The sequence below is a fragment of the Dactylosporangium thailandense genome, from assembly GCF_059739745.1.
In genome coordinates, this window is sequence record NZ_AP029195.1 from 9,235,610 (window position 1) to 9,259,601 (window position 23,992).

Genomic DNA, 23,992 nt, shown 5'->3' on the forward strand with positions numbered 1-23,992 from the left:
CGGTCACGCGGTCACCCCCAGATACTGCCGGGCCAGCTCCCGAGCCTTGTCCGAGGTGAGCGCCGGGCCTTGGTACGTGTACACGATGCGCCCACCGGGGGCCACGAACAGCGTGGAGGGCAGCGTGACCAGCGCCTTGGACACCAGCGGGCTCGCCGCCACCGCGAACTGCTGGCCCTGGTCCTCCAGCATCGGGAAGGTCAGCTTCGCGTCCGCGATCACGGACTGGGCCTGGTCGTGGCGGTCCTTGGTGACGATGCCGACCACGCGCACCTTCCCGGCCGCCGCGACCTGCTCGAGCGCGGGCAGCTCCTCGCGGCACGGCGCGCACCACGAGGCCCAGAGGTTCACGATCGTCGGCTCGGAGCCGAGGTCGGCCACGTCGATGAACCGGCCGCCGTCGAAGCAGGGCAGCGCCATCGCCGGCAACAGCGGGCCGCTGCCCGGCGACGCCGGGGCGGACTCGGTGACCTTCTCGATGCAGCGCGGGCCGGCGCTCGCCGCGGTGTCGCCGGCCGAAGGGGCCTTCACGTCCGCGGTGCAGGCCGCGAGCGCCGCGACCGTTGCGAGCAGGGCCGCGGCGTGACGAAGCCGCTTCACAGGACCAGCTCCGCGAGCTCGCCCGCGCGCGGGCCCTTGAGCAGCTTGATGGCCGCCTCCACCTCGGTCGGGCCCAGACCGTACGACGGGCAGTCTTTGCGCAGCGTGCACGCCCCGCAGGCCGGTTTGCGCGCGTGGCAGACGCGGCGGCCGTGGAAGATCATCCGGTGCGAGAGCATCGTCCAGTCCCGCGGCGCGAACAGCACCGCGACGGCGAACTCGATCTTCACCGGGTCGGTCTCGTCCGTCCACTTCCAGCGGTGGACCAGGCGCTGGAAGTGGGTGTCGACGGTGATCCCGGGCACGTCGAAGGCGTTGCCGAGGATCACGTTGGCGGTCTTGCGCCCGATCCCGGGCAGCGCGACGAGCTCGTTCAGCGTCCCCGGTACCTCACCGTCATGCCGCTGCACCAGCGCCTGCCCGAGCCCGATGAGCGACTCGGTCTTGTTGCGGAAGAAGCCGGTCGGCTTGATGAGCTCCTGCATCTCGATCGGGTCGGCCGCGGCGTACGCGGCGGCGTCCGGGTATCGCGCGAACAGCTTCGGCGTCACCTGGTTGACGCGCTCGTCGGTGCACTGGGCGGACAGGATGGTGGCGACGGCGAGCTCGAGCGGGTTGGTGAAGTCGAGCTCGCAGTGCGCGTCGGGGTGGATCGTCACGAGGGCGCGGCCCATCCGCCGCGCCCGCCGCTTCAACGCCAACGCGGTCTCGGTCACGCAACGACAATACGTCGCCCGGTACGCCCCCCGATCGAGCGACTCCGTCACAGTCGACCAAGCGCTTGGTCCGCCCAGCCCGAGCGCGTCAGGAGGCGGCGGGCTGCGTGATCGTGCCGTCCCCCGCGATCTGGGCGCCCGTCTTCGGGAAGTCCTGCTTCGTCAGGTTGGAGACGAACGGGATGGCCTGCTTCTTCGGGTCGGGCTTGGGCAGCCCGGGCGCGACCATGTAGGTGGCGGTGAGCGTCCCGGCCTTGAACGTACCGTCGCCGAGCAGCGTCACCTTCAGCACGCCGCCGATGCCGACCGTCCCGTTGTAGGACAGCGCCTTGTAGCCCGCGAAGTTGCCGAGGCTGTAGGCGATCAGCCGGCCCTTGTAGAACTCCATCGCGCGCATCACGTGCGGCCCGTGCCCGATGACCAGGTCGGCTCCGGCGTCGATGACGCGGTGGCTGAAGGCGACCGGGTTGCAGCGGTTCTCGCCGAGGAACATCTCGGTCTCGTTCTTGGCGTGGGTCTTGTCGGAGCCCTCGGCGCCCATGTGGACCTGCACGACCACGAGGTCGGCCTTGGTCGTGGCCTCCTTGACGATCTTCTCCGCGGCGTCGAGGTCGGAGCACAGGTTCGACCACTTGTAGGAGGCGAACCCGATCACCGCGATCTTCACGCCCTTGGCCTCGCCGACGGAGATGTCGCCCGGCCAGCCGGTGTACTTGATGCCGGCCCCGTCCAGCGTCTTCTGCGAGTTCTTGTAGCCGACCTCGCCGTAGTCGTAGGCGTGGTTGTTGGCCATGTTCATCATCTTGAAGCCGGCGTCCGTGAGGTTCTGCACGTAGGCCGGCGGGGTGCGGAAGGCGAAGCAGGTCTTGCCGGCGGTGTCGGCCGAGCACTTGCCCACGCCGGTGTCGTCGGTCAGGACCTGCTCGAGGTTGCCCATCTGGAAGTCCGCGACCAGGTACTCCTTCACCGGGTCGAAGAAGCCCTTGCCGTTGTTCGGCGGCAGCCCGCCCGGGGCCATGCCCATGACGATGTCGCCGGTCGCGCTCAGCGTGATGCCCTCGGCCGGGCCGGGGACCGCGCCGGCGGCGGGCGCGGACGAGCCGCCGCCGGCCGCGTCGGAGCCGCCGCCGCCGCCCTTCGGCTGCTGGGCCGGGCCCTGGGTCGAGGCGGGCTTGTCGTCGCCGCCGCCGAGGAAGGTGGCCGCGCCCGCGGTGCCGGCGCCGATGACCACGGCGGCCACCGCGCCCAGGATGATCGCGGTGCGCCGCCCGCCGCCGGCGCGGACGGGCGGCGGATCGCCGGGCAGCGGCAGCTTGCGCCGGCCCGCGCGCTCCTCGGGCTCGTAGGCCCGGGCGGAGTAGAGGTCCTCGGGGCGCCGTTGCTGCCCGGGCGCCGGCTCGAACAGTGGCGCGACCGGCGGGGAGCCGTAGACTTGACCGGAGACCGGACCGGTGCGGTCGCCGCCGAACGAGCCGCCCCAGACGTTGCCGGAACCGGCCTCCGGGGTGGGTTCCGGGCGCGGGGTGCGGCCCGCCGCGAATCCGTCGAAACGACCCGTGGGCGCCCCGTAACCTCCGGCCGGTCCCGTCGGTTGCTCAGGGTGAGAGGGCGCAGGGCCGCGCCGCTCCGGCTGTTCGGGCTGCTCGTCCGGCCAGCGGGAGGGTCCGCCGTACACCGTCATGCGATCCACTCCACCACTCGGCGACGCTCCGCGCTCACGGTGAGCACGGGTCGGTTGTGTCCGACGCGAAGATATCGCACCCCCGCGAACGGCGGGCCGCCCTTGCGGAGGACGACCCAGCCGCAGGTCGCGCGGTACCATCTCCGCCTGCCCACCCTCGGTGAACGCGATCCCGTATGCATAAACTGGCGTTCGCGCGATCGCTTCGCAGAGGAGAGGACGCGCCGAGGATACGAGGTGGACGCGATGGACGAGACACTGGCGCGGAGCGGAATCTTCCAGGGGGTCGAGGCCGACGCCGCGGAATCGCTCGCCAAGGAGATGGAGACGATCGACGTCCGCAAGGGCGAGGTCGTGTTCAGCGAGGGCGAGCCGGGCGACAGTCTCTACATCGTGCTGTCCGGCAAGATCAAGGTCGGGCGCCGGGCGGCCGACGGCCGGCAGAACCTGATCGCCGTGATGGGCCCGAGTGACATGGTCGGCGAGCTCTCGCTGTTCGACCCCGGCCCGCGCACCGCCACCGCCACCGCCGTGCTCGACACGCGGCTGGCCCGGCTGCGCAAGCAGGCGCTGCGGCCGTGGCTGACCAACCGGCCGGAGATCGCCGAGCAGCTGCTGCGCGTGCTGGCCCGCCGCCTGCGCCGCACCAACGACTCGCTGGCCGACCTCATCTTCACCGACGTGCCCGGCCGCGTGGCCAAGACGCTGCTGCAGATGGCGGGCCGCTTCGGCACCCGCGACGGCGGCGTGCTGCGGGTCAACCACGACCTCACGCAGGAGGAGATGGCCCAGCTCGTCGGCGCCTCCCGGGAGACGGTCAACAAGGCCCTGGCCGACTTCGCCTCCCGCGGCTGGCTGCGGCTGGACGGCAAGAGCGTGATCATCATGGACCCCGAGCGCCTCGCACGCCGAGCCCGAGTCTGAGAGCGCTCAGCGCGGGCAGAGCATGACTCGGGTCCGCCGGGGGCACGACCGTCGCTCCCGCCAGGCACCGCTGGGCGCTGCGCGCCGACGCTGCCAGGTCCGCCGCTGGTCGCCCTCACCGCACTGGGAGAAGAAAACCGGACAGCTCCGAGAAGAAAAGGCCGCCCAGACACCCCGGGCGGCTTTTTTCGGTCCGGAAAACAATCAGTCTTGACTGTTTGTTTTCGGGCGAGGACCCTGGGAGGCATGCAGGAACGCAGCCGGGTCACGCAACGGCGCCTGCTCGAGGCCACCGTCGAGTGCCTCTACGAGTTCGGCTGGTCCGGCGCCACCACCACGGTCATCGCCGAGCGCGCCGGCGTCTCCCGCGGCGCCCAGCTGCACCACTACCCCACCCGCGCCGCCCTGGTGCTGGCCGCCGTCCAGCACCTGGCCGAGCGCCGGGCCGAGGAGATCCGGGTCGAGGCCGCCGCGCTGACCGGCGACCGCGAGGAGCGCCTGGACCGGGTCATCGAGCTGCTCGCGGCCGCGTTCACCGGCCCGCTGTTCGTCGCGGCCCTGGAGGTCTGGGTCGCCGCGCGCACCGACGCCGAGCTGCGCGACGCGCTCGTGCCGCTCGAGGCGCGGGTCGGCCGCGAGATGCACCGCCTCACCGTCGACGTGCTGGGCGCGGACGAGTCGCGGCCGGGCGTGCGCGAGGCCGTGCAGGCGACGCTCGACCTGCTGCGCGGGCTGGGCGTGGCGAACCTGCTCACCGACGACACCCCGCGCCGCACCCTGCTCCTCGCGGCCTGGAAGCACCAGCTGGCGAAGCTGATATAGGAGGCGCGACCATGCAGCTCGACGAGGTGCTGCGAGACCTGGCGGCGGAGTCGGAGGCGCTCGACCGGCTGGTCGGCGGCCTCGACCCGCAGCAGTGGAGCCGCCCGACGCCCGCGCCCGGCTGGACCGTGGCGCACCAGATCGCGCACCTGCACTGGACGGACGAGGCGGCCACGCTGGCCAACGCGGACCCGGACGGCTTCTACGCCCGGCTGTCGGAGTCGCTGGACGACCCGCTGACCTACGTGGATCGGGCCGCGGCCGCGGGCGTCGCGCCGCCGGACGAGCTGCTGGCGCGCTGGCGGGCCGGGCGCGCGGCGCTGGCCGAGGCGCTGCGACAGGTACCCCCCGGAGAGAAACGGCCCTGGTTCGGCCCCGCGATGTCGCCCGTCTCGTGCGCGACGGCGCGGATCATGGAGACCTGGGCGCACGGGCGCGACATCGCCGAGACGTTCCCGGACGACGAGCCCGCGCGGGAGCACCTGCGCCCGACCGAGCGGCTGCGGCACGTCGCCTTCATCGGGTACCGGACGATCGGCCACGGCTTCGCCAGCCACGGGCAACCGGCCCCACCGGCCCCCTTCCGCGTGGAGCTGAGCCTGGGCGGCGACCTGCTGACCTTCGGGCCGGAGGCGTCCGGCGATCGCGTGACCGGCCCGATCCTGGACTTCTGCCTGCTGGTGACCCAGCGGCGGCACCCGGCCGACCTGGCGCTGCAGGCCACCGGCGACCACGCGGCCGCCTGGCTCGGCGTGGCGCAGGCGTTCGCGGGCCCGCCGGGAGCCAAGCGCGAGCCGCGGGCGAGGACCCGATGACGCTCAGGATCGGCAACGCGTCCGGGTTCTACGGCGACCGGGCCACGGCCTGGCGCGAGATGCTCGACGGCGGCGAGCTCGACGTGCTCACCGGCGACTACCTGGCCGAGCTCACGATGCTCATCCTCGGCCGGGACCGGCTCAAGGACCCGGCGACCGGATACGCCAAGACGTTCCTGCGCCAGCTGGAGTCCGTCATCGGAAGCGCCCAGGAGCGCGGCGTGCGCCTGGTGACCAACGCCGGCGGGCTGAACCCGGCCGGGCTCGCCGACGCCGTGCGGGCCCTCGCCGCGCGGCTCGGCCTGGACGTGGCCGTCGCGCACGTGGAGGGCGACGACGTGCGCGCGCTGGTGCCGGGCCTCACCGCCAACGCGTACCTCGGCGCCTTCGGCATCGCCGAGTGCCTGAACGCGGGCGCGGACATCGTGGTCACCGGCCGGGTCACCGACGCCTCGCTGGTCGTCGGCCCGGGCATCGCCCGCTTCGGCTGGACCCGCGACGACCTCGACGCGCTCGCGGGGGCCACGGTCGCCGGGCACGTGCTGGAGTGCGGCGCCCAGGCGACGGGCGGCAACTACGCGTTCTTCACCGAGCTGCCCGACCGCGCCCGCCGCCCCGGCTTCCCGCTCGCCGAGCTGCACGCCGACGGCTCCGCGGTGATCACCAAGCACCCGGGCACCGGCGGGGCGGTGACGGTGGAGACGGTGACCGCGCAGCTGCTCTACGAGATCGGCGCGCCCGCGTACGCCGGGCCCGACGTGGTCGCCGACTTCGCCTCCATCCGCCTGGCCGCCGACGGGCCGGACCGGGTGCGCGTCTCGGGCGTCCGCGGCGCCCCGCCGCCGCCCTCGCTGAAGGTCGGCGTCAACTCGCTGGGCGGCTTCCGCAACGCGATGACGTTCGTGCTGTGCGGGCTCGAGATCGAGTCCAAGTCCGATCTGGTACGCGCCCAGCTCACCGACGCCCTGGGCCCCGACGGCCTCGAGTTCACCCTGGCCCGCACCGACCGCCCGGACGCCGACTCGGAGGCGGCCGCCAGCGCCCTGCTGACCGTATCGATCAAGGACTCCGACCCGAAGCGGGCCGGCCGCACCTTCTCCCAGGCCGCGGTGGAGCTCGCGCTCGCCTCCTACCCCGGGCTCGCGCTGACCGCCCCACCCGGCGACGCCACCCCGTTCGGCGTGTTCACCGGGCACTTCGTCCCGCAGGAGGCGGTCGAGCACGTGGCCGTCCGGCCCGACGGCACCCGCCGCACGATCCCGCCCCCCGCCACGACAGAACCTCTCGCGATCGCCAGCACTTCACCGGGCTCGCAACCGCCGCCGCCGGGCGTCATGGTCGCGCTGGGCACGGTGTTCGGGGCCCGCTCCGGGGACAAGGGCGGCGACGCGAACATCGGCGTCTGGGCCCGCGCCGAGCCCGCCTACGCGTGGCTGCGCGATCACCTCACCGCCGACCGGCTCCGGGAGCTGCTGCCCGAGGCGCGGCCGCTGCCGATCGAGCGGTACGAGCTGCCGAATCTCCTCGCCGTCAACTTCGTCGTGCGCGGCATCCTCGGCGAGGGGGTCGCGGCCAGCACCCGCTTCGACCCCCAGGGCAAGGCCCTCGGCGAGTGGCTGCGCTCCCGGGTCGTCGAGCTGCCGCCGGAGCTCGTGGCATGACGGACCCTTTCGAGACCGAGGAGCGGCGGCGGCTGCGGGAGCTGACCCGCGCCTTCGTCACCCGCGAGGTGCTCCCCCACCTCGACGCCTGGGAGCGCGCCGGCGAGGTGCCCCGCGCGCTGCACCGGCGGGCCGCTGAGCTCGGGCTGCTCGGCATCGGCTTCCCCGAGTCGGCCGGCGGCTCCGGCGGCGACCTCGTCGACACCGTCGTGGTCACCGAGGAGCTGATCCAGGCCGGCGGGTCCTCCGGGCTCGTGGCCGCGCTGTTCACGCACGGCATCGCGCTGCCACACATCGTCGCGACCGGGCGGGCGGACCTGATCGAGCGGTTCGCGCGCCCGACGCTCGCCGGGGAGCGGATCGGCTGCCTGGCCGTCACCGAGCCCGACGGCGGCTCCGACGTGGCCGGCATCCGCACGCGGGCGGACGACCACGGCGATCACTACGTCGTCAGCGGTACGAAGACGTTCATCACCAGCGGGGCGCGGGCCGACTTCGCGACCGTGGCCGCCCGGACCGGCGAGGGCCTGCGCCTCCTCGTGGTCGAGGACTTCGCGGTCACCCGGAGGCTGGACAAGATGGGCTGGCACTGCTCGGACACCGCGGAGCTGGCCTTCGTGGACGCGCGGGTGCCCAAGGACCACGTCGTGGGCGGGTTCGCCGAGCTCATGGCCCACTTCGCGACCGAGCGCATCTCGTTGGCGGTGCAGTCCTACGCCACCGCCCAGCGCTGCCTCGACCTGACGCTGGCCTGGGTGCGCGACCGGCACACCTTCGGCCGCCCGCTGGCGAGCCGGCAGCTCGTGCGGCACCGCCTCGCCGAGATGGCGCGGCTGGTCGCGGTGGCCCGCACATACGTACGTCACGTCGCCGTCCGTGTCGCAAGCGGCGAGCGGCTCGTTACGGAGGTGGCGATGGCGAAGAACACCGCGGTCGCGACCTGCGACCACGTCGTCGATCAGGCCGTGCAGCTCCACGGCGGCCTGGGCTACGTCCGCGACGCCGAGGTCGAGCGCCACTACCGCGACGCTCGGATCATGGGCATCGGCGGCGGGACCACGGAGATCATGAACGAGATCATCGCGAAGCAGTTGGGGGTCTGAGGGCCATGCCAGTGTTGACGAGCAACCTCGACCCGCGCGGGACCGTGTACTCGGAGAACCGCGCGGCGATGCTGGAGCGCCTGACCGAGCTGGAATCGGCGCTGCGCCAGGCGCGCGGCGGCGGGGGCGACAAGTACGCGGCGCGCCACCACGCGCGGGGCAAGTTACTGCCGCGCGAGCGCATCGAGCTGCTGGTGGACCGCGACTCGCCGTTCCTGGAGATCTGCCCGGTCGCGGCCTGGGGCACCGACTACCCGGTCGGCGCGAGCGTGGTGGCCGGCATCGGGATCGTCGAGGGCGTGCCCTGCGTGATCGTGGCCAACGACCCGACGGTGCGCGGCGGCGCGGTCAACCCGTTCTCGCTGAAGAAGACCCAGCGGGCCTCGCAGATCGCGCGGGAGAACCGGCTGCCACTGATCAACCTGGTCGAGTCGGGCGGGGCGGACCTGCCCCAGCAGGCCGAGATCTTCATCCCGGGCGGTGCCGCGTTCCGCGACCTGACCCGGCTCTCGGCGGCGCAGATCCCCACGGTCGCGGTGGTCTTCGGCAACGCGACGGCCGGCGGGGCGTACGTCCCCGGCATGTCCGACTACACGATCTTCGTGCGCGACCGGGCCAAGGTGTTCCTGGCCGGGCCGCCGCTGGTGAAGATGGCCACCGGCGAGACGGTCGACGACGAGACGCTGGGCGGCGCCGCGATGCACGGCACGCGCTCGGGCCTGGCCGACTTCGTGGCCGAGGACGAGCGCGACGGCCTGCGGCTGGCCCGCGCCTGCGTGCGCAACTTCGGCCGCACGGCCACCCGCACCTACGGCACGGAGCCGAAGTACGACGCCGACGACCTGCTGGGCATCCCGAGCGCGGACCTGCGGGTGCCGTTCGACCCGCGGGAGATCCTGGCCCGGGTGCTCGACGGCAGCGAGTTCGACGAGTTCAAGCCGGCCTACGGCCCGGCGCTGTGCACCGGGTGGGGCGCGATCCACGGCCACCGCGTCGGCGTGCTGGCCAACGTGCGCGGCGTGCTGTTCTCGGCCGAGGCGCAGAAGGCGGCCCAGTTCATCCAGCTCGCGAACGCGAGCGGCACCCCGCTGGTCTTCCTGCAGAACACGACCGGCTACATGGTCGGCAGCGAGTACGAGCAGGGCGGCATCATCAAGCACGGCGCACTCATGATCAACGCGGTGGCCAACTCGCGGGTGCCCCACCTGACGGTCAACATCGGCGCCTCCTACGGCGCCGGCAACTACGGCATGTGCGGCCGCGCCTTCGAGCCCCGGTTCCTGTTCACCTGGCCAAACGCCAAGTCCGCGGTCATGGGACCGCAGCAGCTGGCCGGCGTGCTGTCGATCGTGGCCCGCCAGGCGGCCGAGGCCAAGGGCCACGCCTACGACGAGGAGCAGGACCGCACCATGCGGTTCATGGTCGAGCACAAGGTCGAGCAGGAGTCGGCGGCGCTGTTCCTCTCCGGCCGCCTGTACGACGACGGCGTGATCGACCCACGCGACACCCGCACCGTCCTGGGCATGTGCCTGGCGCTCGTCGGCACCGGCGACCGCGCGAACTTCGGTGTATTCCGGCATTAGGGGAGCGACAGTGATCAGAAGGCTGCTGGTAGCCAACCGCGGCGAGATCGCCCGCCGGGTGTTCGCCACCTGCCGGGCGATGGGGATCGAGACGGTCGCCGTCTACTCCGACGCCGATGCCGACTCGCCCCACGTGGCCGAGGCGGACTACGCCGTCCACCTGCCCGGGAACGCACCGACCGCCACGTACCTGCGCGGCGATCTGCTCATCGCGGCCGCGCGCAAGTGCGGGGCGGATGCGGTACACCCGGGCTATGGCTTTCTGTCGGAGAACGCCGAGTTCGCCCGCGCGGTCATCGACGCCGGCCTGACCTGGGTCGGCCCGTCGCCCAAGGCCATCGCGATGATGGGCTCGAAGCTGGAGGCGAAGGCGCTGCTGGCCGACGCCGGGGTGCCGATGCTGCCCACCGCCGTCGAGCCCGAGGACGTCGACTCCTTCCCGGTGCTGGTCAAGGCGTCCGCGGGCGGGGGCGGGCGGGGCATGCGCATCGTGCGCGACCGCGATTCGCTCGCCGAGGCCGTGGCCGCCGCCCGGCACGAGGCCGCGTCGGCGTTCGGCGACGGGACGGTGTTCTGCGAGCGGTACGTCGAGCGCGCCCGCCACATCGAGGTCCAGATCATGGCCGACTCGCACGGCAACGTGGTCCCCCTCGGCGAGCGCGAGTGCTCGATCCAGCGGCGGCACCAGAAGATCGTCGAGGAGACCCCGTCGCCGGCGGTCGACCCGCAGCTGCGCGACCGGCTCTGCCAGGCGGCGATCGCGGCCGCCCGGGCCGTGTCCTACGTCGGCGCCGGCACCGTGGAGTTCCTGCTCGCGCCGAACGGCGAGTTCTTCTTCCTGGAGATGAACACGCGGCTGCAGGTCGAGCACCCGGTGACCGAGTGCGTGATCGGCGTCGACATGGTCCGCCTCCAGCTCGTCGTGGCCGAGGGCGGCCCGCTGCCGTTCAACGGCCCGCCGCCGCTGCGCGGGCACGCGATCGAGGTCCGGCTCTACGCCGAGGACCCCGCGTACGCCTGGATGCCCTCGACCGGCACCCTGCACCGCTTCGACGTCGCCGGGGTCACGCACACGTTCGGCCCGCTGCCCGCGCCCGGGCTCCGGCTGGACTCGGGCGTCGCCGACGGTTCGGTCATCGGCGTGCACTACGACCCGATGCTGGCCAAGCTCATCGCCTGGGCGCCGACCCGCGCCGAGGCCGCGCGCATGCTCGGCGGGGCCCTGGCCCGCGCGCACATCCACGGCGTGACCACCAACCGGGACCTGCTCGTGCGGGTGCTGCGGCACTCGGCGTTCCTGTCCGGCGGCACCGACACCGGGTTCCTGGATCGTCACCCCGAGGTCTTCGCGCCGCTGCTGTCCTCGGTCGACGCGGTGCGCCTGTCCTGTCTCGCCGCCGCGCTCGCGGGGGCCGCGCGGCGGGCCAAGACCGCGCTCCTGCCGGGGCTGCCCTCGGGCTGGCGCAACGTGCCCAGCGCGCTGCAGACGGTGGTGTACGAGGGGCCGACCGGCACGATCGAGGTCGGCTACCGGCTCGACCGGGCCAACGACCTCGCGGCCTGGGCGGTGCGCCGCATCGACCCCGAGGACATCGGCCTGCCCGGCGCCGCGCTCGACCCCTCCGGCGCGCCCGACCACCCGCCGGCGGCGATCCTCTCCGCCACCGGCGAGCGGGTCGTGCTCGACGTCGGCGGGGTGCGGCTGCAGTTCTCGGTGCACGAGGTCGACGGAGTGTCCTTCGTGGACAGTTCCGAGGGCTCGGTGACGCTGAGCGAGCTGCCGCGCTTCCCCCTGCCCTCGGCCGACCAGCCGGAGGGCTCGCTGGTCGCGCCGCTGCCCGGCGCGGTCGGCCGGGTGCTCGTGGTGCCCGGCCAGCGGGTCGCGGCCGGCGACCTGCTGCTGACGGTGGAGGCGATGAAGCTCGAGCACCCCGTGCACGCCCCCACCGACGGCGTCATCAGCGACCTTCGGGTCGCGGCCGGCTCGCAGGTCGAGTCCGGCGCACTGCTGGCGGTGCTGTCCCCCTCATAGCCCTTGGAGTTTGCGTGGACTTCGACTACACCCCTCAACAGCAGGACCTGCGCGACGCGGTGGCCAAGCTGGGCAAGCGCTTCGGCCACGAGTACTTCGTGCGCAAGGCCAAGGCCGACGAGCACTCCGACGAGCTCTGGCAGGAGGCGGCCAAGCTCGGCTACCTCGGCGTCAGCGTGCCCGAGCGCTACGACGGCGGGGGCGGCGGCATCACCGAGCTCGCGATCGTCTGCGAGGAGCTGGCCGCGGCCGGCTGTCCGCTGCTGCTGCTCGTCGTCTCCCCCGCGATCGCCGCGACGATCATCGCCAAGCACGGCACCGAGGCCCAGCGGCAGAGCCTGCTGCCCGGCTTCGCGTCCGGCACCCTCAAGGTCTGCTTCGCCATCACCGAGCCCGACGCCGGCTCGAACTTCCACAAGCTCACGACGGTCGCCCGGCCCTTCGAGGGGGGCTATTCCCTGACGGGCCGGAAGGTGTACATCTCCGGCGTCGACGAATCCGACAAGATCATGGTCGTGGCGCGCCTGGAGGACGAGCGCACCGGCAAGCTGAAGCCCGCGATCTTCGTGGTGCCGTCCAACGCCCCCGGACTGACCGCGACGAAGATCGACATGGAGATCGTCAGCCCGGAGAACCAGTTCCAGCTGTACCTCGACGACGTGCGCGTCCCCGCCGAGGCGCTCGTGGGCGAGGATCCCGAGGCGGGCCTCCCCGCACTGTTCTCCGGCCTCAACCCCGAGCGCATCACCGTGGCGGCGATGGCGTGCGGGACCGCGCGCTATGCCCTCGAGCGCGCCTCCGCCTACACCGCCACCCGCGCGGTGTGGGGCCGGCCGATCGGCAGCCACCAGGGCGTCGCGCACCCGCTGGCGCACGCGCACATCCAGGTCGAGCTCGCCCGGCTCATGGTGGCGAAGGCCGCGACCCTCTACGACGCGGGTCGCGATCTCGAGGCCGGGGGTCGCGGCGAACATGGCCAAGTACGCCGCCGCCGAGGCCGCCGCGCTCGCGGTCGACACGGCGATCCAGTCGCTGGGCGGGAACGGGATGACGACCGAGTACGGCGTGTCGACCCTGCTCGGAGCCGTGCGCGCGGGCCGGATCGCGCCCGTGTCGCGGGAGATGATCCTGAACTTCGTCTCGCAGCACCTGCTGGGGCAGGAGAAGTCGTACTGACGACACCACCGGGGAGCGCTGGGCTCATTCGTGCCCATCGCTCCCCGGCCCGCGTTTGACCCGCCCGACCTGCGCAAACACGACCCCGGACGACGCGGGGACGCACACCTGCCGCACCGACCGCCTCACACTCGCCGCGAACCCGGTCTTCGCGATCGACGACCACGCGGCCGAAGCCACGATCGTCCAGCGCTCGGCGGCGAGGCTGAGCCCGGAGGCGGGCAACCGCTGCCGGCGCATGCGGTTCGAGACGCGCTGGACGGTAGCCGGCCAGAACGCCTGACCTCCTTTACACAGCGACTCACCCCGACGCGGCCCGTCGGCCCGGCACAGCGACTCACCCCGCCGCGACGACTCGACCCGCACATCGACGCGGCCCGGCACGGCGACGCACCCGACGCGGCCTGCCTGCCTGGCACAGCGACTCGACCCGACGCGACGACTCGACCCGCACAGCGACGCGGCCCGGCACGGCGACGCACCCGACGCGGCCTGCCTGCCTGGCACAGCGACTCGACCCGACGCGACGACTCGACCCGCACAGCGACGCGGCCCGGCACGGCGACGCACCGCGACACGGCGATTCGGCCCGACGCGGCCACGCGGCCCCTGACACGGCACGACAGGCCCGCGGCTCGGCGGGCGCTCGGCGTCGCGGCGTCCCGAGCCGGCGGCCGGTCGGTGCTAGCGGCTCTTGTGCAGCTGCTCGCCGGTCATCGCGTTGTCGCCGCGGCCGGCCAGGCAGCGGAACGTCGTCGGGCCGGTCCGCTGCTCCGCCGTGCTCGGCAGCATGACCGAGATCTCCCAGCTGGCCGCGCCGATGTTCACCGCCACCAGGGTGTTGATGCTGCACACCGCGGACACGGCCGGGTCCTTGCGGCTGGTCACCTTGCTGCCGGCGGGCAGGTCGCCGTAGGCGAACGCCTCCCACGTGTGCACCCCGTCGCAGGAGGTCACCGTGAGTTTGACGTCGAAGCACTCCGGGGTGCTCGAGCAGTGCGCCTCCGTGGCGGCGACCGGGCCGCAGCCGGTGGTCGGCGGGGCGACGAGCGCCGAGGCGGAGGGGGTCGGGCCTGGGGAGCCGTCGCCGAAACCGTAGGCGATGGCGACGCCCACCAGCGCCGCCACCGCCACCAGTCCGATGGTCACGCCGACCCACAGGCCGCGGCGGCTCCCCGCCGGAGGCTTGACCGGCGCGACGAACGGGTCCGACGGCGGCGCGGCCGGCGGGCCCGCATCAGCGACCGCCGCCACGCCACCCGAGCCGGAGCCGAAGACCCCGCCGCCGGAGCCGAACGCGCCAACGCCGGAGCCCGACGACGGAGCCGAACCAGAGCCGAACACGCCGGAGCCCGACGACGGAGCCGAACCAGAGCCAGAGCCAGAACCGAAAGCGCCCACACCCGAAGACGGAGCCGAGCCCGAGCCAGAACCGAGAACACCCGCGCCCGACGACGGAGCCGAACCGGAGCCGGAGCGGTGCAGGGGATCGGTCGCGGGCTCCTCGGGGCCGGCCTCGTGCGGCACGGTCTGCTCCGGGTCGCGGGGGAAGCCGCCCAGGAACGGCGAGTCCAGCAGGCGGTCCGCGGGTGGCGGAGGGGGCGTGGGCGGCAGCGGCGGCGAGGTGTAGACGGGCTCGACCGGTGGGGAGCCGAGCGGGGGCACGATCACCGGCGGCGTGGGCGCGAGCTGCAGGGCGATCAGGGCGTCGCGCAGCTGCAGGGCGGTCGGGCGCCTGGTGTCGTCGTTGGCCATGCCCGCGCGCAGGATCGCCATCAGCTCCGGGGGGCAGCCGGGCAGGTCGGGGATGTTCTCGTTGAACATGTCGACCAGCGAGAGCAGGCTCGGCATCTGGTCCTCGCGCCAGCGGGGCGGGCGGCCGCGCATCAGGGCATAGAGGGTGGCGCAGAGCGCATAGACGTCGGCGGCGGGCCCGGGCGGGGCGTGGCGGAAGGTCTCGGGCGGGGCGTAGGCGGGCGTGAGCACGTCGAGGGTGATCGACACGTCGCGCCACTCGGCGAGGATGGCCAGGCCGAAGTCGGCGAGGGCGGGCTCGCCGAAGCGGCTGAAGAGGATGTTGGCGGGCTTGACGTCGCGGTGCAGGACGCCCAGGGAGTGCGCGTCCGCGAGGGCGTCGGCGATCTTGAAGCCGACCTCGCGGACCTCGGTCGCGCTCAGCGGGGCGGAGCGCATGCGCTCGGCGTAGGAGCCGTCGCAGAGCTCCATGATCAGGTAGGGGTGGCCGTCGCCGGTGATGCCCGCGTCGAAGAGGTCGACCACGTGCGGGTGGCTGGACATGCGGCCGGCCGCGCGCGCCTCGCGCATGAAGCGGCGGCGGTCGCGCTCGGTCTCCAGGGTGCGGTTCTCGACCTTGACGGCGACGTCGCGCCCGACCGACTCCTGCTGGGCCCGGTAGACGGTGGCATACCCGCCACGGGCCAGCACCGAGAACCCGGTCAAGCCGGGCACCGAGGGGAGCGGAGCCGATGCGGTCACGCTAAGACGGTACGGCAGGGGTATGACAGTTCTCCGTCACGCATCGGCCACAGCCGACTTTCAGGACTCGGCCCCCGCCGCAACGGAGTCGTCCGCGCACGCTCGGTTGGCTTCGAGGGCCTCGGCCAGTACCGCTGCCGCATAATCGCGACCGCGAACGTCCTCGCCCGCCGCGCCCTGTGCCTGCCGCGCCCAGTCCAGCGCCTCGGCGTTGCGCCCGGCCGCCAGCAGGGCCGCGGCGTAGGCGGCGATGGCCTGGCGGCGGGAGAAGATCACCGAGGGGCCGGGGCGCTCGGCGGCGACGCAGCCCAGCGTCTCCAGCGCCGTGGGCAGGTCGCCCTGGGCCAGGCGGGCCAGGCCGAAAAGCACCCGCGGTCCGACCTTGGCCGGCTCCAGCACGTCGTGGGTCTCGACGACCTGCAGGACCGCCCGCGCGTCGGCCTCGGCCGCGACGGGGTCGCCCCGGTCGAGCGAGACGAAGCCGCGCATCGTGCGCGACATGCCGAGCAGCAGCGGGTGCCCGGTCTTCTCGCCCCACTCGGTGGCGTCGCTGAGCAGGTCGTACGCGTGTGCCGGCTCGGACAGCTCGCGCGCGACCACGCCGCGCACGACCAGCGCCAGGCCGCGGCCCCAGTCGTCGCCGGCCGCGGCGAACTCGCGGTAGGCCCGCCGCGCCTCCCGGTCGGCCTCGGCGAGGTCGCCGCTCTCGGCCGCCGCGAACGCCTCGACCGCGCGCAGGGTGCCGACCGCCCACGCGTCGCCGACCCGCTCGCCGAACGGCAGGAACGCCTTGGCCAGCCGCCGCGCCTCGCCGAGCCGGCCCGCGAGCAGCCGCACGAACGCCGTGGTGCCCCGCAGCCAGGCCCGCCCGACCGGGTCGCCGAGCTCGGCGAAGCGGCGGGCGGCCCGCCCGAGCGCCGCGTCGGCGCCGGCGAAGTCGCCGCGGGTGGTGGTGACCCAGGCCAGGTGCTGCAGCGACCACGCCTGGGCGCGCCGGTCGCCGGCGGTGACCGCGATCTGGAACGACTCGGCGAACCGGCCCCCGGCCTCGGCCAGGCGCCCCTCGAGGAAGTCGGCCATGCCGAGGCGGCGCATGGCGTCGCCGCGCTCGTACGTCAGGTGCGCCGCCGTCGCCGCGTCGAGGGCCTCGGACAGCGTGCCGTAGCTGCGCCGGTGATCGCCCATGGCCCGGTAGGACCGCCCGGCCACGAGCAACGCGCCCACCCGCACGGCCGCGTCGTCGCCCGCGTTCGCCGTGATCTTCTCGGCGTACCCCAGCGCCTCCGCCGACCGCCCGAGCTGCAGCAGCGCCCGGGCGTGCACGAGCCGGTCGGCCGCGGGCAGCGCGCCGCCGCCGAGCACCGCGGCCCGATCGGCGGCCTGCGCGGCCTGGGCCGGCTCGCCGGAGGCCAGCGCGGCCCGGGCGGTGCGGCCCAGCGCCTGCACGCCCAGCGGCGCGGCGGAGCGGGCGAGCGAGTCCGGCCGCAGCCCGACGACGTCGGCGAGCCGGCTGGCCCGCTCGGCGTGCTCGGCGATGAACGCGTCCGCGGAGCCGAGGGTCAGGTTGAGCCCCGCGACGTTCCCGGTGCCGCCGGCGGCCAGGAAGCTCGTGACGGCCGCGGCCGCCCAGCGCGAGAGCGCGGCGTGCCGCTCGGCCAGGTCGGCCTTGCCGATGCCCGCGTAGGCGGCCTCGCGCAGCAGCGGGGTGGCGAAGGCGAACCCGCCCCGCCCCCGGCGCAGCATGCGCCGCTGCAGCAGCTCCTCCACGGCCCGCTCCAGCTCGACCGCGGCCACGACCGCGGGCCGGGCCGGCTGGCCGGGCGGGTTGAACCGCAGCGCCTCGAGCGCCCGGGCGGGCACGGTGTCGCCGATGACGGCGGCGTCGCGCAGCACGGCCCGGGTGTCGGCGGGCAGCGCGTCGATGCGGGCCGCGAGCACGGCGGCGAGGTCGCGGGAGAGCAGGCGGCCGCCGAGCGAGCCGGGCGCGAGCCGCCAGCCGGGCGGGTCGGTGCCGGCGACGGTGGTGAGCGCGCCCCGCTCCTGCAGCAGGGTGACGAGCTCGGCGAGGTAGAACGGGTTGCCCTGGGCGGTCGCGAGGAGCCGGTCCTCGTCGGCCGGGGCGAGCCGCCCGCCCCCGAGATAGGCCGTCAGCAGCCGGGCGGCGTCCGCGCCTCGAAGCGGCGGAATCGGTACGACCTCAGCATCCGCGATCCGGGTCAGCACCCCCGCCGAGCGCACCAGCTCCGGCCGGCCGAGCAGCACGATGAGCACCGGGCCCTCGAGCCGCTCGATGGTGGCCCCGAGCGCGTCCAGCGTCTCGGCGGTCGCGTCGTGCAGGTCGTCGACGATCACCACGAGCGGCGTCTCGGCGGCCAGCCCCGACAGCAGCTCGGCCACGGCGGCCGGCACGACGTCGAGGTCCAGCTCGTCGGGCTTGCCGCCGGGCGCCACCCACGCGGTGTCGCCGACGACCTCGGTGTAGCCGATCAGGCTCAGCAGCAGGTCGCTGGCGAACCGCGGCGGCTCCGGGCGCCCGCGCGCGGCCCGGGCCAGGCGCTGAGCGAGCCGGCGCAGCCGCTCCTCGACCGCCTCGCGGGTCAGCGCGGCGTCCGGGGGCAGGCCGATCGCGGCGCGCACGAGGTCGGCCAGCGGGGCCAGGCGCCGCCGCTCGCCGAACGCCGCGCAGTGCACGGAGAGCACGCGGGCGCCGCCGCCCGGGGCGAACCCGGCGCTCGGGGTGTAGCCGGCGCCGCCGAGGTATCCGGCGGCGAAGCGCTCGATCTCGCCGGCCAGCCGCGACTTGCCCAGGCCCGCCTCGCCGGTGAAGACCAGCACCCGCGACTCCTGCCGGTCCGCGATCTCGGCGAGGCGGCCCGACACGCGGCCGAGCTCGGGCTCGCGGCCCACGAACGGCGCCTCGTCGCCGAGGCCGGAGCGGGTGCCGGGCGCGTCGAGCAGGCCGAGCAGCTCGTAGGCGTCGACCGGCTCCCGCTTGCCCTTCAGCCGCAGCGGGCGCAGCGCCCGCCAGGAGGCCAGGCGGCGGGTGGAGCTCGAGGTGCGGTCGCCCGCGTACACCGCGCCGATCGCGGCCGCGTCGGCGAGCCGGGCGGCGGTGTTCACGGTGTCGCCGATGACCGTGTATTCGATGCCGGCCTGCACGCCCGCGACGACCGGGCCGGTGTTGAGGCCGATGCGCAGGCCGAGCGGGGCGCCGCCGCCGCGCTCGTCGTCGAGGACCCGGCGGACCGCCCGCTGCATCGACAGCGCGGCGCGCACGGCCCGCTCGGCGTCGTCCTCGTGCGCGACCGGCGCGCCGAACACGGCCATGATGCCGTCGCCGGTGAGCTTGTCGACGTGCCCGCCGAAGGTCTTCACCGCGCCCGCGAGCGCGGCGAGCACCCGGTCGGTGACGGCGCCGACACGCTCCGGGTCGAGATCCTCCGACCAGGCGGTGAAGTCCGACAGGTCACCGAAGAGCACGGTGACGATGCGCCGCTCGGCCGCCGGCAGGGTGGCGGCCGCGGGCAGCGCCGAGCCGCAGTGGTGGCAGAACCGCGCACCGGGAACGGCCACGGTCCCGCACACCGAACACGTCACGCCGTCACCTCCGCTGCGCTCCGGTGCCGCCGCGACCCCCGGGCTGAGTTTGCCGGTGAGCGGCCCCTCCGCGTCGCTGCGGACCGCTCACGTTGCATCCAAACCATCAGGGCCCGGGTGTGATTCCCGTCGCAGAAAATCGAGCTGCGCGCGCACGCTCATCTCGGCGGCGAACCAGAGCGAGCGGTCCACGTCGGCGTACACCTTGGCCACGACCTCGGGCGCGTCGGTCGCGCCGGCCGCCACCGCCGCCCGCACCTGCTCCAGCCGCGCCTCGCGGTGCTGCCGGTAGAACCGGGCCGCGACCCCGGTGTCGTCGAGCGCGGGGCCGTGCCCGGGCAGCGCGGGGCGCCCGTCGAGCGCGGCCAGCCGGCCGAGGCTGCCCAGGTAGTCGCCGAGGTCCCCGTCGGGCCAGGCCACGACGGTGGTCCCGCGCCCGAGGATAGTGTCGCCGGTCAGGACGATCTCCTCGCCGCCCAGCCGCACCAGGAAGCACACCGAGTCCTTCGTGTGCCCGGGGGTGGCCAGCGGCTCGACCGTGAGGCCGTCGGCGTCGAGGTGCTCGAGCACCGGCGGGTGGTACACCCGTGCCCCGGTGAGCCCGGCCAGCCGCTCGACACCCTCGGTGTGGTCGATGTGGCCGTGGGTGAGCACGATCGCGGCGACGGGCGCGTGCGCGGCGACGGCCCGCAGGTGCCCCTCGTCGAGCGGGCCCGGGTCGACCACGACGCTGCCGCCGCCGGGGGCGCGCAGCAGCCAGGTGTTGGTGCCGTCGAGCGTCATCGGGCCCGGGTTGGGCGCACGGACGAGCGTCACCCAGTCGGGCAACGTCTCGAGCACTTCGGCGGCGGGGGTGGTGACGTGGCTTACCACGAAAGTGATCCTACGGCGGGGTACTTCGCCTCACACGTCCCCCGACCGGCCAGTAGCCGACCCCGCGAGCGGTACGCCACGGGGTCGGCCGGCCACCCGGCGTCAGGCCACTTCGAGGATCGCCTCGACCTCGACGGGCGCGTTCAGCGGCAGTGCGGAGACCCCCACGGCGCTGCGCGCGTGCTTCCCGGCGTCGCCGAACACCTCGCCGAGGAGCTCGGAGGCGCCGTTGACCACGCCTGGCTGCCCGGTGAAGCCCGGCGCCGAGGCGACGAACCCGACGATCTTCACGACCCGCACGACGCTGCCGAGGCCGACGAGGGCCTCGACCGCCGCGAGGACGTTGATGGCGCAGGTGCGGGCGAGGTCCTTGGCCTGCTCCGGGGTGACCTCGGCGCCGACGAGCCCGGTGGCGGGCAGGGCCCCGTCGACCATGGGCAGCTGGCCCGAGACGTACACGTGGTTGCCCGTGCGCACGGCGGGGACGTACGCGGCGACCGGCGGTACGACGGGCGGAACGGCGATCCCGAGCTCGGCCAGGCGGGCGTGGACGTCACCCATGTCAGCCGGCCTTCGGGCGCTTGAAGTAGGCGACCAGGTTCTCCGGGTTGGGGCCGGGCACGATCGCCACCAGCTCCCAGCCCTCCTCGCCGAAGTTGTCGAGGATCATCTTCGTGTTGTGGACCAGCAGCGGTGCGGTCAGGTACTCCCATTTCTGCATGTGGGGACAGTAACGCCGGGCCGTCCGGGTTTGTCGGGCACAGCCTGATATCAGGACCCCCACGGGTGGCCCCATGACGCTACTGTGAGGGCCGCCGTCGCGAGTGTCGCACAAAGGTGGGAGAAATGACGCAACCGCCCCCGTATCCGGGCCAGCCGGAGTATCCGGGCCAACCCGGACAACCCGGGCAGTCGGGTTGGCCGCCGCCTCCGCCGGTGCAGGACCCGTTCGCGCTGCCGCCGCAGCCCGAGCAGTACACGGTGCAGCCGCCGAACCCGGACCCGTACGCGCCGCCGCCCACCTCGGCCCCGCCGATCTCCGGGCAGCCCTACGCCCAGCCCTACCCGCCGACCGGCGCGATGCCGCCCACGGGCGCGTTCGGGCAGCCCACGGGGCAGTTCCCGCCGCCCACCGGCCAGTTCCCGACCGGGCCGATGGCCCCGGTCAGCGGGGTGCCGCACCCGGGCATGGCGCCGCCGTTCTCCGGCCCGCCGGCCCAGGGCTACCCGGTCTACCCGCAGCAGGCGCCGGTCAAGAAGAAGCGCGGCCTGATGATCACGCTGATCATCCTGGGCGTCGTGATCGTGCTCTGCGGCGGTGGCGGCGCCGCGGCCTACTTCGTGGTCCAGAACAACCAGGGCACGGGCGCGCCGACGGCCTCCGAGGCGGTCAACAGCTTCCTCACGGCGGTGTACAAGAACAAGAGCGTCGACGACGCGCTCAAGTACGTCTGCTCCTCCTCCCGCGACAAGGCGAAGCTGACCGCGCGCATCCAGGAGATCCGCACCTACGACGGCAGCCTCAGCAGCCCGACGTACACCTGGCCCGCGCCGACGGTCGAGAAGCAGAGCAGCGACGAGGCGACGCTCACGACCACGGTCAAGGTGACCACCAGCGACGAGAAGGTCGCGGAGACGAAGTACCGGTACATCGCCTCCCACGGCAAGGGCTGGTTCGTGTGCGAGATCACCGCCGCGTGACGACGGGCCTCGACCAGGTAGCGTCGAGGGTGTGACGGCGCGCGAGTCTTCCGACGGGCGGGGCGGCTACGGCTGGCCCGCCCGTCTGCATGTGGTCACCGGCAAGGGCGGCACGGGCAAGACGACCGTGGCCGGCGCCCTCGCGCTGGCGCTGGCCCGCGACGGGAAACGGACCCTGCTGATCGAGGTCGAGGCGCGGCAGGGCATCGCGCAGCTCTTCGACCGCGACCCGCTGCCTTACCGGGAGGTCCGCATCGCCTCGGCCCGCGGCGGCGGGGAGGTGCGGGCGCTGGCGGTCGACGTCGAAGAGGCGCTGCTGGAGTACCTCGAGATGTTCTACCGCCTCGGCGTCGCCGGACGGGCCCTGCGCAAGGTCGGCGCCGTCGACTTCGCCACCACGGTCGCCCCGGGCCTGCGCGACGTGCTGCTGACCGGCAAGATCAAGGAGGCGGTCACGCGCACCGCCGACGGCCGCCGGGCCTACGACGCCGTCGTGCTCGACGCGCCGCCGACCGGGCGGGTGGGCCGGTTCCTCAACGTGACGGCCGAGACGGCGCGGCTGGCCAAGGTCGGGCCGATCAAGACCCAGAGCGAGGGCGTGGCGGCCATCCTGCGCTCGCCGATGACCGCCGTGCACGTGGTCACCCTCCTGGAGGAGATGCCGGTCCAGGAGACCTCGGACGCGATCGAGGAGCTGACCCGGCTGGGCATCCCGATCGGCACCGTGATCGTCAACGCCACCCGCCCGCCGGTGCTGGCCGGGGTGAAGGTGACCCAGGCCGACCTGCGCCGGGGCCTGGCCGCGGCCGGCGTGACGGCCGACAAGGAGATGCTGGGCGGGCTGGCCGGGGAGGCGCGGGCCTACCAGACCAAGGTCGCCGCCGAGTCCTCCCTGCGCGCGGAGCTGCTCGGTCTCGGCCGGCCGGTGGTCGAGCTGCCGGTGATACCCGAGGGTGTGACCGTGGCGACCCTCGAGTCGCTCGGTGATCTGCTCCTCACGTCTGCTTGAGGATGCTCGCAGCGGATACGCTCGCAGGGTGCCTCCCACTGCCGAGACGCCCGGATCGCCCGACCTGGATCTTGACGCGATCCTCGCCGACCGCGCGATCCGGATCGTGGTCTGCTGCGGCTCGGGCGGAGTCGGAAAGACGACAACGGCCGCGGCTCTGGCGCTGCGAGCGGCCGAGGAGCACGGCCGCCGCACGGTCGTCCTGACCATCGACCCGGCCCGGCGGCTGGCCCAGGCGCTCGGCCTGACCGAGCTGGACAACACGCCCCGCCAGGTCAAGGGCCTCCAGCCGGACTCGGCCGAGCTGCAGGCCATGATGCTGGACATGAAGCGGACCTTCGACGAGGTCGTGCTCGCGCACACCGACCCGAAGAAGGCCGAGGAGATCTTCGCCAACCCCTTCTACCAGGCCATGAGCTCGACGTTCTCGGGCACGCAGGAATACATGGCGATGGAGAAGCTGGGCCAGCTGCGCGCCCGCGACGAGTGGGACCTCATCGTCGTCGACACCCCGCCGTCGCGCTCGGCGCTGGACTTCCTCGACGCGCCGGCCCGGCTGTCGCGGTTCCTCGACGGCAAGATGCTGCGCCTGCTGCTCGCGCCCGCCCGGACCGGCGGCCGCAGCGTGTTCAACCTGGTCTCGGCCTCGTTCGGGCTGTTCAGCCGGACCGTGCAGAAGATCCTCGGCGCCCAGTTGCTGACCGACCTGTCGGGCTTCGTCGGCGCGCTGGACTCGATGTTCGGCGGTTTCCGGGAGCGCGCCGAGCAGACGTACCGCGTGCTGCAGGCCCCCGAGACGGCGTTCCTGGTCGTGGCGGCGCCCGAGCCCGACGCCGTGCGCGAGGCGGTCTACTTCGCCGGGCGCCTGGGCGCGGACCGGATGCCGCTCGCGGGCCTGGTGCTCAACCGGGTCGTGCCGGTCGCGGCGCCGGCGCTGTCCTCCGCCGACGCCCGGGCGGCCGCGGAGCGTCTCGACGAGCTCGGCGGCCACCAGGCGACGGCGGACGTGCTGCGCGTGCACGCGGAACTGACCGACCAGCACGATCGGCAGGCGGCGGTCTCCGGCCGGTTCCTGCGCGCCCACCCCGGCGTGCCGGTCGTCCGCGTGCCCGCACAGCCCGCCGACGTCCATGACCTCGACGGGCTGCGCGCGATCGGCGCGACCTTCGCGTAGAGCGCGCCCGGCGCGACCCCCGCGTGAAG

Annotated in this window: 19 protein-coding genes and 1 pseudogene; 12 read left to right on the forward strand and 8 right to left on the reverse strand. The window is 74.0% G+C overall.

The features are described from left to right. Nucleotides 1-3: 3 nt before the first annotated feature. From AC6JBM_RS41110 to AC6JBM_RS41120, 3 genes are all read right to left on the reverse strand, one after another. A complete protein-coding gene (locus AC6JBM_RS41110; RefSeq protein WP_497979191.1) occupies nt 4-600 on the reverse strand; it encodes a TlpA family protein disulfide reductase in 597 nt (198 codons plus the stop codon). Further along, on the reverse strand, nt 597-1,274 hold the full coding sequence (nth, locus tag AC6JBM_RS41115) for an endonuclease III (protein ID WP_497986650.1): 678 nt from the start codon (nt 1,272-1,274) through the stop codon (nt 597-599). Before nth ends, AC6JBM_RS41110 begins: the two co-directional genes overlap by 4 nt. A gap of 130 nt (nt 1,275-1,404) precedes the next feature. Beyond that, on the reverse strand, nt 1,405-2,622 hold the full coding sequence (locus tag AC6JBM_RS41120) for a CapA family protein (RefSeq protein ID WP_497986651.1): 1,218 nt from the start codon (nt 2,620-2,622) through the stop codon (nt 1,405-1,407). Between the two features lie 621 nt (nt 2,623-3,243). Here AC6JBM_RS41120 and AC6JBM_RS41125 point away from each other — a divergent pair. The 9 genes and pseudogenes from AC6JBM_RS41125 to AC6JBM_RS41165 all read left to right on the forward strand — a co-directional run bounded on the left by AC6JBM_RS41125 (nt 3,244) and on the right by AC6JBM_RS41165 (nt 13,396). Then, entirely contained in the window at nt 3,244-3,921 is a 678-nt protein-coding gene (locus AC6JBM_RS41125) for a Crp/Fnr family transcriptional regulator (RefSeq protein ID WP_350612368.1), read from the forward strand. Nucleotides 3,922-4,167: 246 nt separating this feature from the next. After that, a complete protein-coding gene (locus AC6JBM_RS41130) occupies nt 4,168-4,743 on the forward strand; it encodes a TetR/AcrR family transcriptional regulator (RefSeq protein WP_497979192.1) in 576 nt (191 codons plus the stop codon). A gap of 11 nt (nt 4,744-4,754) precedes the next feature. Continuing rightward, on the forward strand, nt 4,755-5,558 hold the full coding sequence (locus tag AC6JBM_RS41135) for a TIGR03084 family metal-binding protein (protein WP_497979193.1): 804 nt from the start codon (nt 4,755-4,757) through the stop codon (nt 5,556-5,558). Further along, entirely contained in the window at nt 5,555-7,219 is a 1,665-nt protein-coding gene (locus AC6JBM_RS41140; protein ID WP_497979194.1) for an acyclic terpene utilization AtuA family protein, read from the forward strand. Before AC6JBM_RS41135 ends, AC6JBM_RS41140 begins: the two co-directional genes overlap by 4 nt. Next, nucleotides 7,216-8,322 (forward strand): acyl-CoA dehydrogenase family protein, encoded by a 1,107-nt coding sequence (locus AC6JBM_RS41145; protein WP_497979195.1) that lies wholly within the window; start codon nt 7,216-7,218, stop codon nt 8,320-8,322. The genes AC6JBM_RS41140 and AC6JBM_RS41145 overlap by 4 nt, the downstream gene beginning before the upstream one ends. 5 nt (nt 8,323-8,327) lie before the next feature. Further along, nucleotides 8,328-9,905 carry an acyl-CoA carboxylase subunit beta gene (locus AC6JBM_RS41150; RefSeq protein ID WP_497979196.1) on the forward strand — a complete coding sequence of 526 codons (1,578 nt, stop codon included), beginning with the start codon at nt 8,328-8,330 and terminating at the stop codon, nt 9,903-9,905. A 10-nt stretch (nt 9,906-9,915) separates the two neighbouring features. After that, nucleotides 9,916-11,937, forward strand: a complete 2,022-nt coding sequence (locus AC6JBM_RS41155) for an acetyl/propionyl/methylcrotonyl-CoA carboxylase subunit alpha (protein ID WP_497979197.1) — start codon at nt 9,916-9,918, stop codon at nt 11,935-11,937. Between the two features lie 14 nt (nt 11,938-11,951). Further along, nucleotides 11,952-13,113 (forward strand): annotated as a pseudogene (locus AC6JBM_RS41160) (acyl-CoA dehydrogenase family protein). A gap of 55 nt (nt 13,114-13,168) precedes the next feature. Further along, on the forward strand, nt 13,169-13,396 hold the full coding sequence (locus AC6JBM_RS41165; RefSeq protein WP_497979198.1) for a hypothetical protein: 228 nt from the start codon (nt 13,169-13,171) through the stop codon (nt 13,394-13,396). Nucleotides 13,397-13,797: 401 nt separating this feature from the next. Here AC6JBM_RS41165 and AC6JBM_RS41170 read toward each other — a convergent pair whose 3' ends face one another. The 5 genes from AC6JBM_RS41170 to sp36 form a co-directional block, all read right to left on the reverse strand. Then, a complete protein-coding gene (locus tag AC6JBM_RS41170) occupies nt 13,798-15,609 on the reverse strand; it encodes a serine/threonine-protein kinase (protein ID WP_497979199.1) in 1,812 nt (603 codons plus the stop codon). A 60-nt stretch (nt 15,610-15,669) separates the two neighbouring features. Beyond that, the gene (locus AC6JBM_RS41175) at nt 15,670-19,206 is read right to left on the reverse strand and encodes an adenylate/guanylate cyclase domain-containing protein (RefSeq protein ID WP_497979200.1); all 3,537 of its coding nucleotides are present in this window, start codon (nt 19,204-19,206) and stop codon (nt 15,670-15,672) included. 87 nt (nt 19,207-19,293) lie between these two features. Further along, a complete protein-coding gene (locus AC6JBM_RS41180; RefSeq protein ID WP_497979201.1) occupies nt 19,294-20,079 on the reverse strand; it encodes an MBL fold metallo-hydrolase in 786 nt (261 codons plus the stop codon). A gap of 102 nt (nt 20,080-20,181) precedes the next feature. Beyond that, nucleotides 20,182-20,640 carry a RidA family protein gene (locus AC6JBM_RS41185; RefSeq protein ID WP_497979202.1) on the reverse strand — a complete coding sequence of 153 codons (459 nt, stop codon included), beginning with the start codon at nt 20,638-20,640 and terminating at the stop codon, nt 20,182-20,184. A gap of 1 nt (nt 20,641) precedes the next feature. Then, on the reverse strand, nt 20,642-20,800 hold the full coding sequence (gene sp36 / locus AC6JBM_RS41190; protein WP_190251269.1) for a Sp36 family protein: 159 nt from the start codon (nt 20,798-20,800) through the stop codon (nt 20,642-20,644). A 125-nt stretch (nt 20,801-20,925) separates the two neighbouring features. Between sp36 and AC6JBM_RS41195 the strand changes: the two genes are divergently transcribed. From AC6JBM_RS41195 to bagB, 3 genes are read left to right on the forward strand one after another with little or no spacing between them, the layout of a single operon-like run. Then, the gene (locus tag AC6JBM_RS41195) at nt 20,926-21,780 is read left to right on the forward strand and encodes an Rv0361 family membrane protein (protein ID WP_497979203.1); all 855 of its coding nucleotides are present in this window, start codon (nt 20,926-20,928) and stop codon (nt 21,778-21,780) included. 31 nt (nt 21,781-21,811) lie between these two features. Beyond that, complete coding sequence (gene bagA, locus AC6JBM_RS41200) at nt 21,812-22,789, forward strand: ATPase BagA (RefSeq protein WP_350612385.1); 978 nt, start codon at nt 21,812-21,814, stop codon at nt 22,787-22,789. 28 nt (nt 22,790-22,817) lie between these two features. Continuing rightward, nucleotides 22,818-23,963 (forward strand): ATPase BagB, encoded by a 1,146-nt coding sequence (bagB, locus tag AC6JBM_RS41205; RefSeq protein WP_497979204.1) that lies wholly within the window; start codon nt 22,818-22,820, stop codon nt 23,961-23,963. Nucleotides 23,964-23,992: the final 29 nt, after the last annotated feature.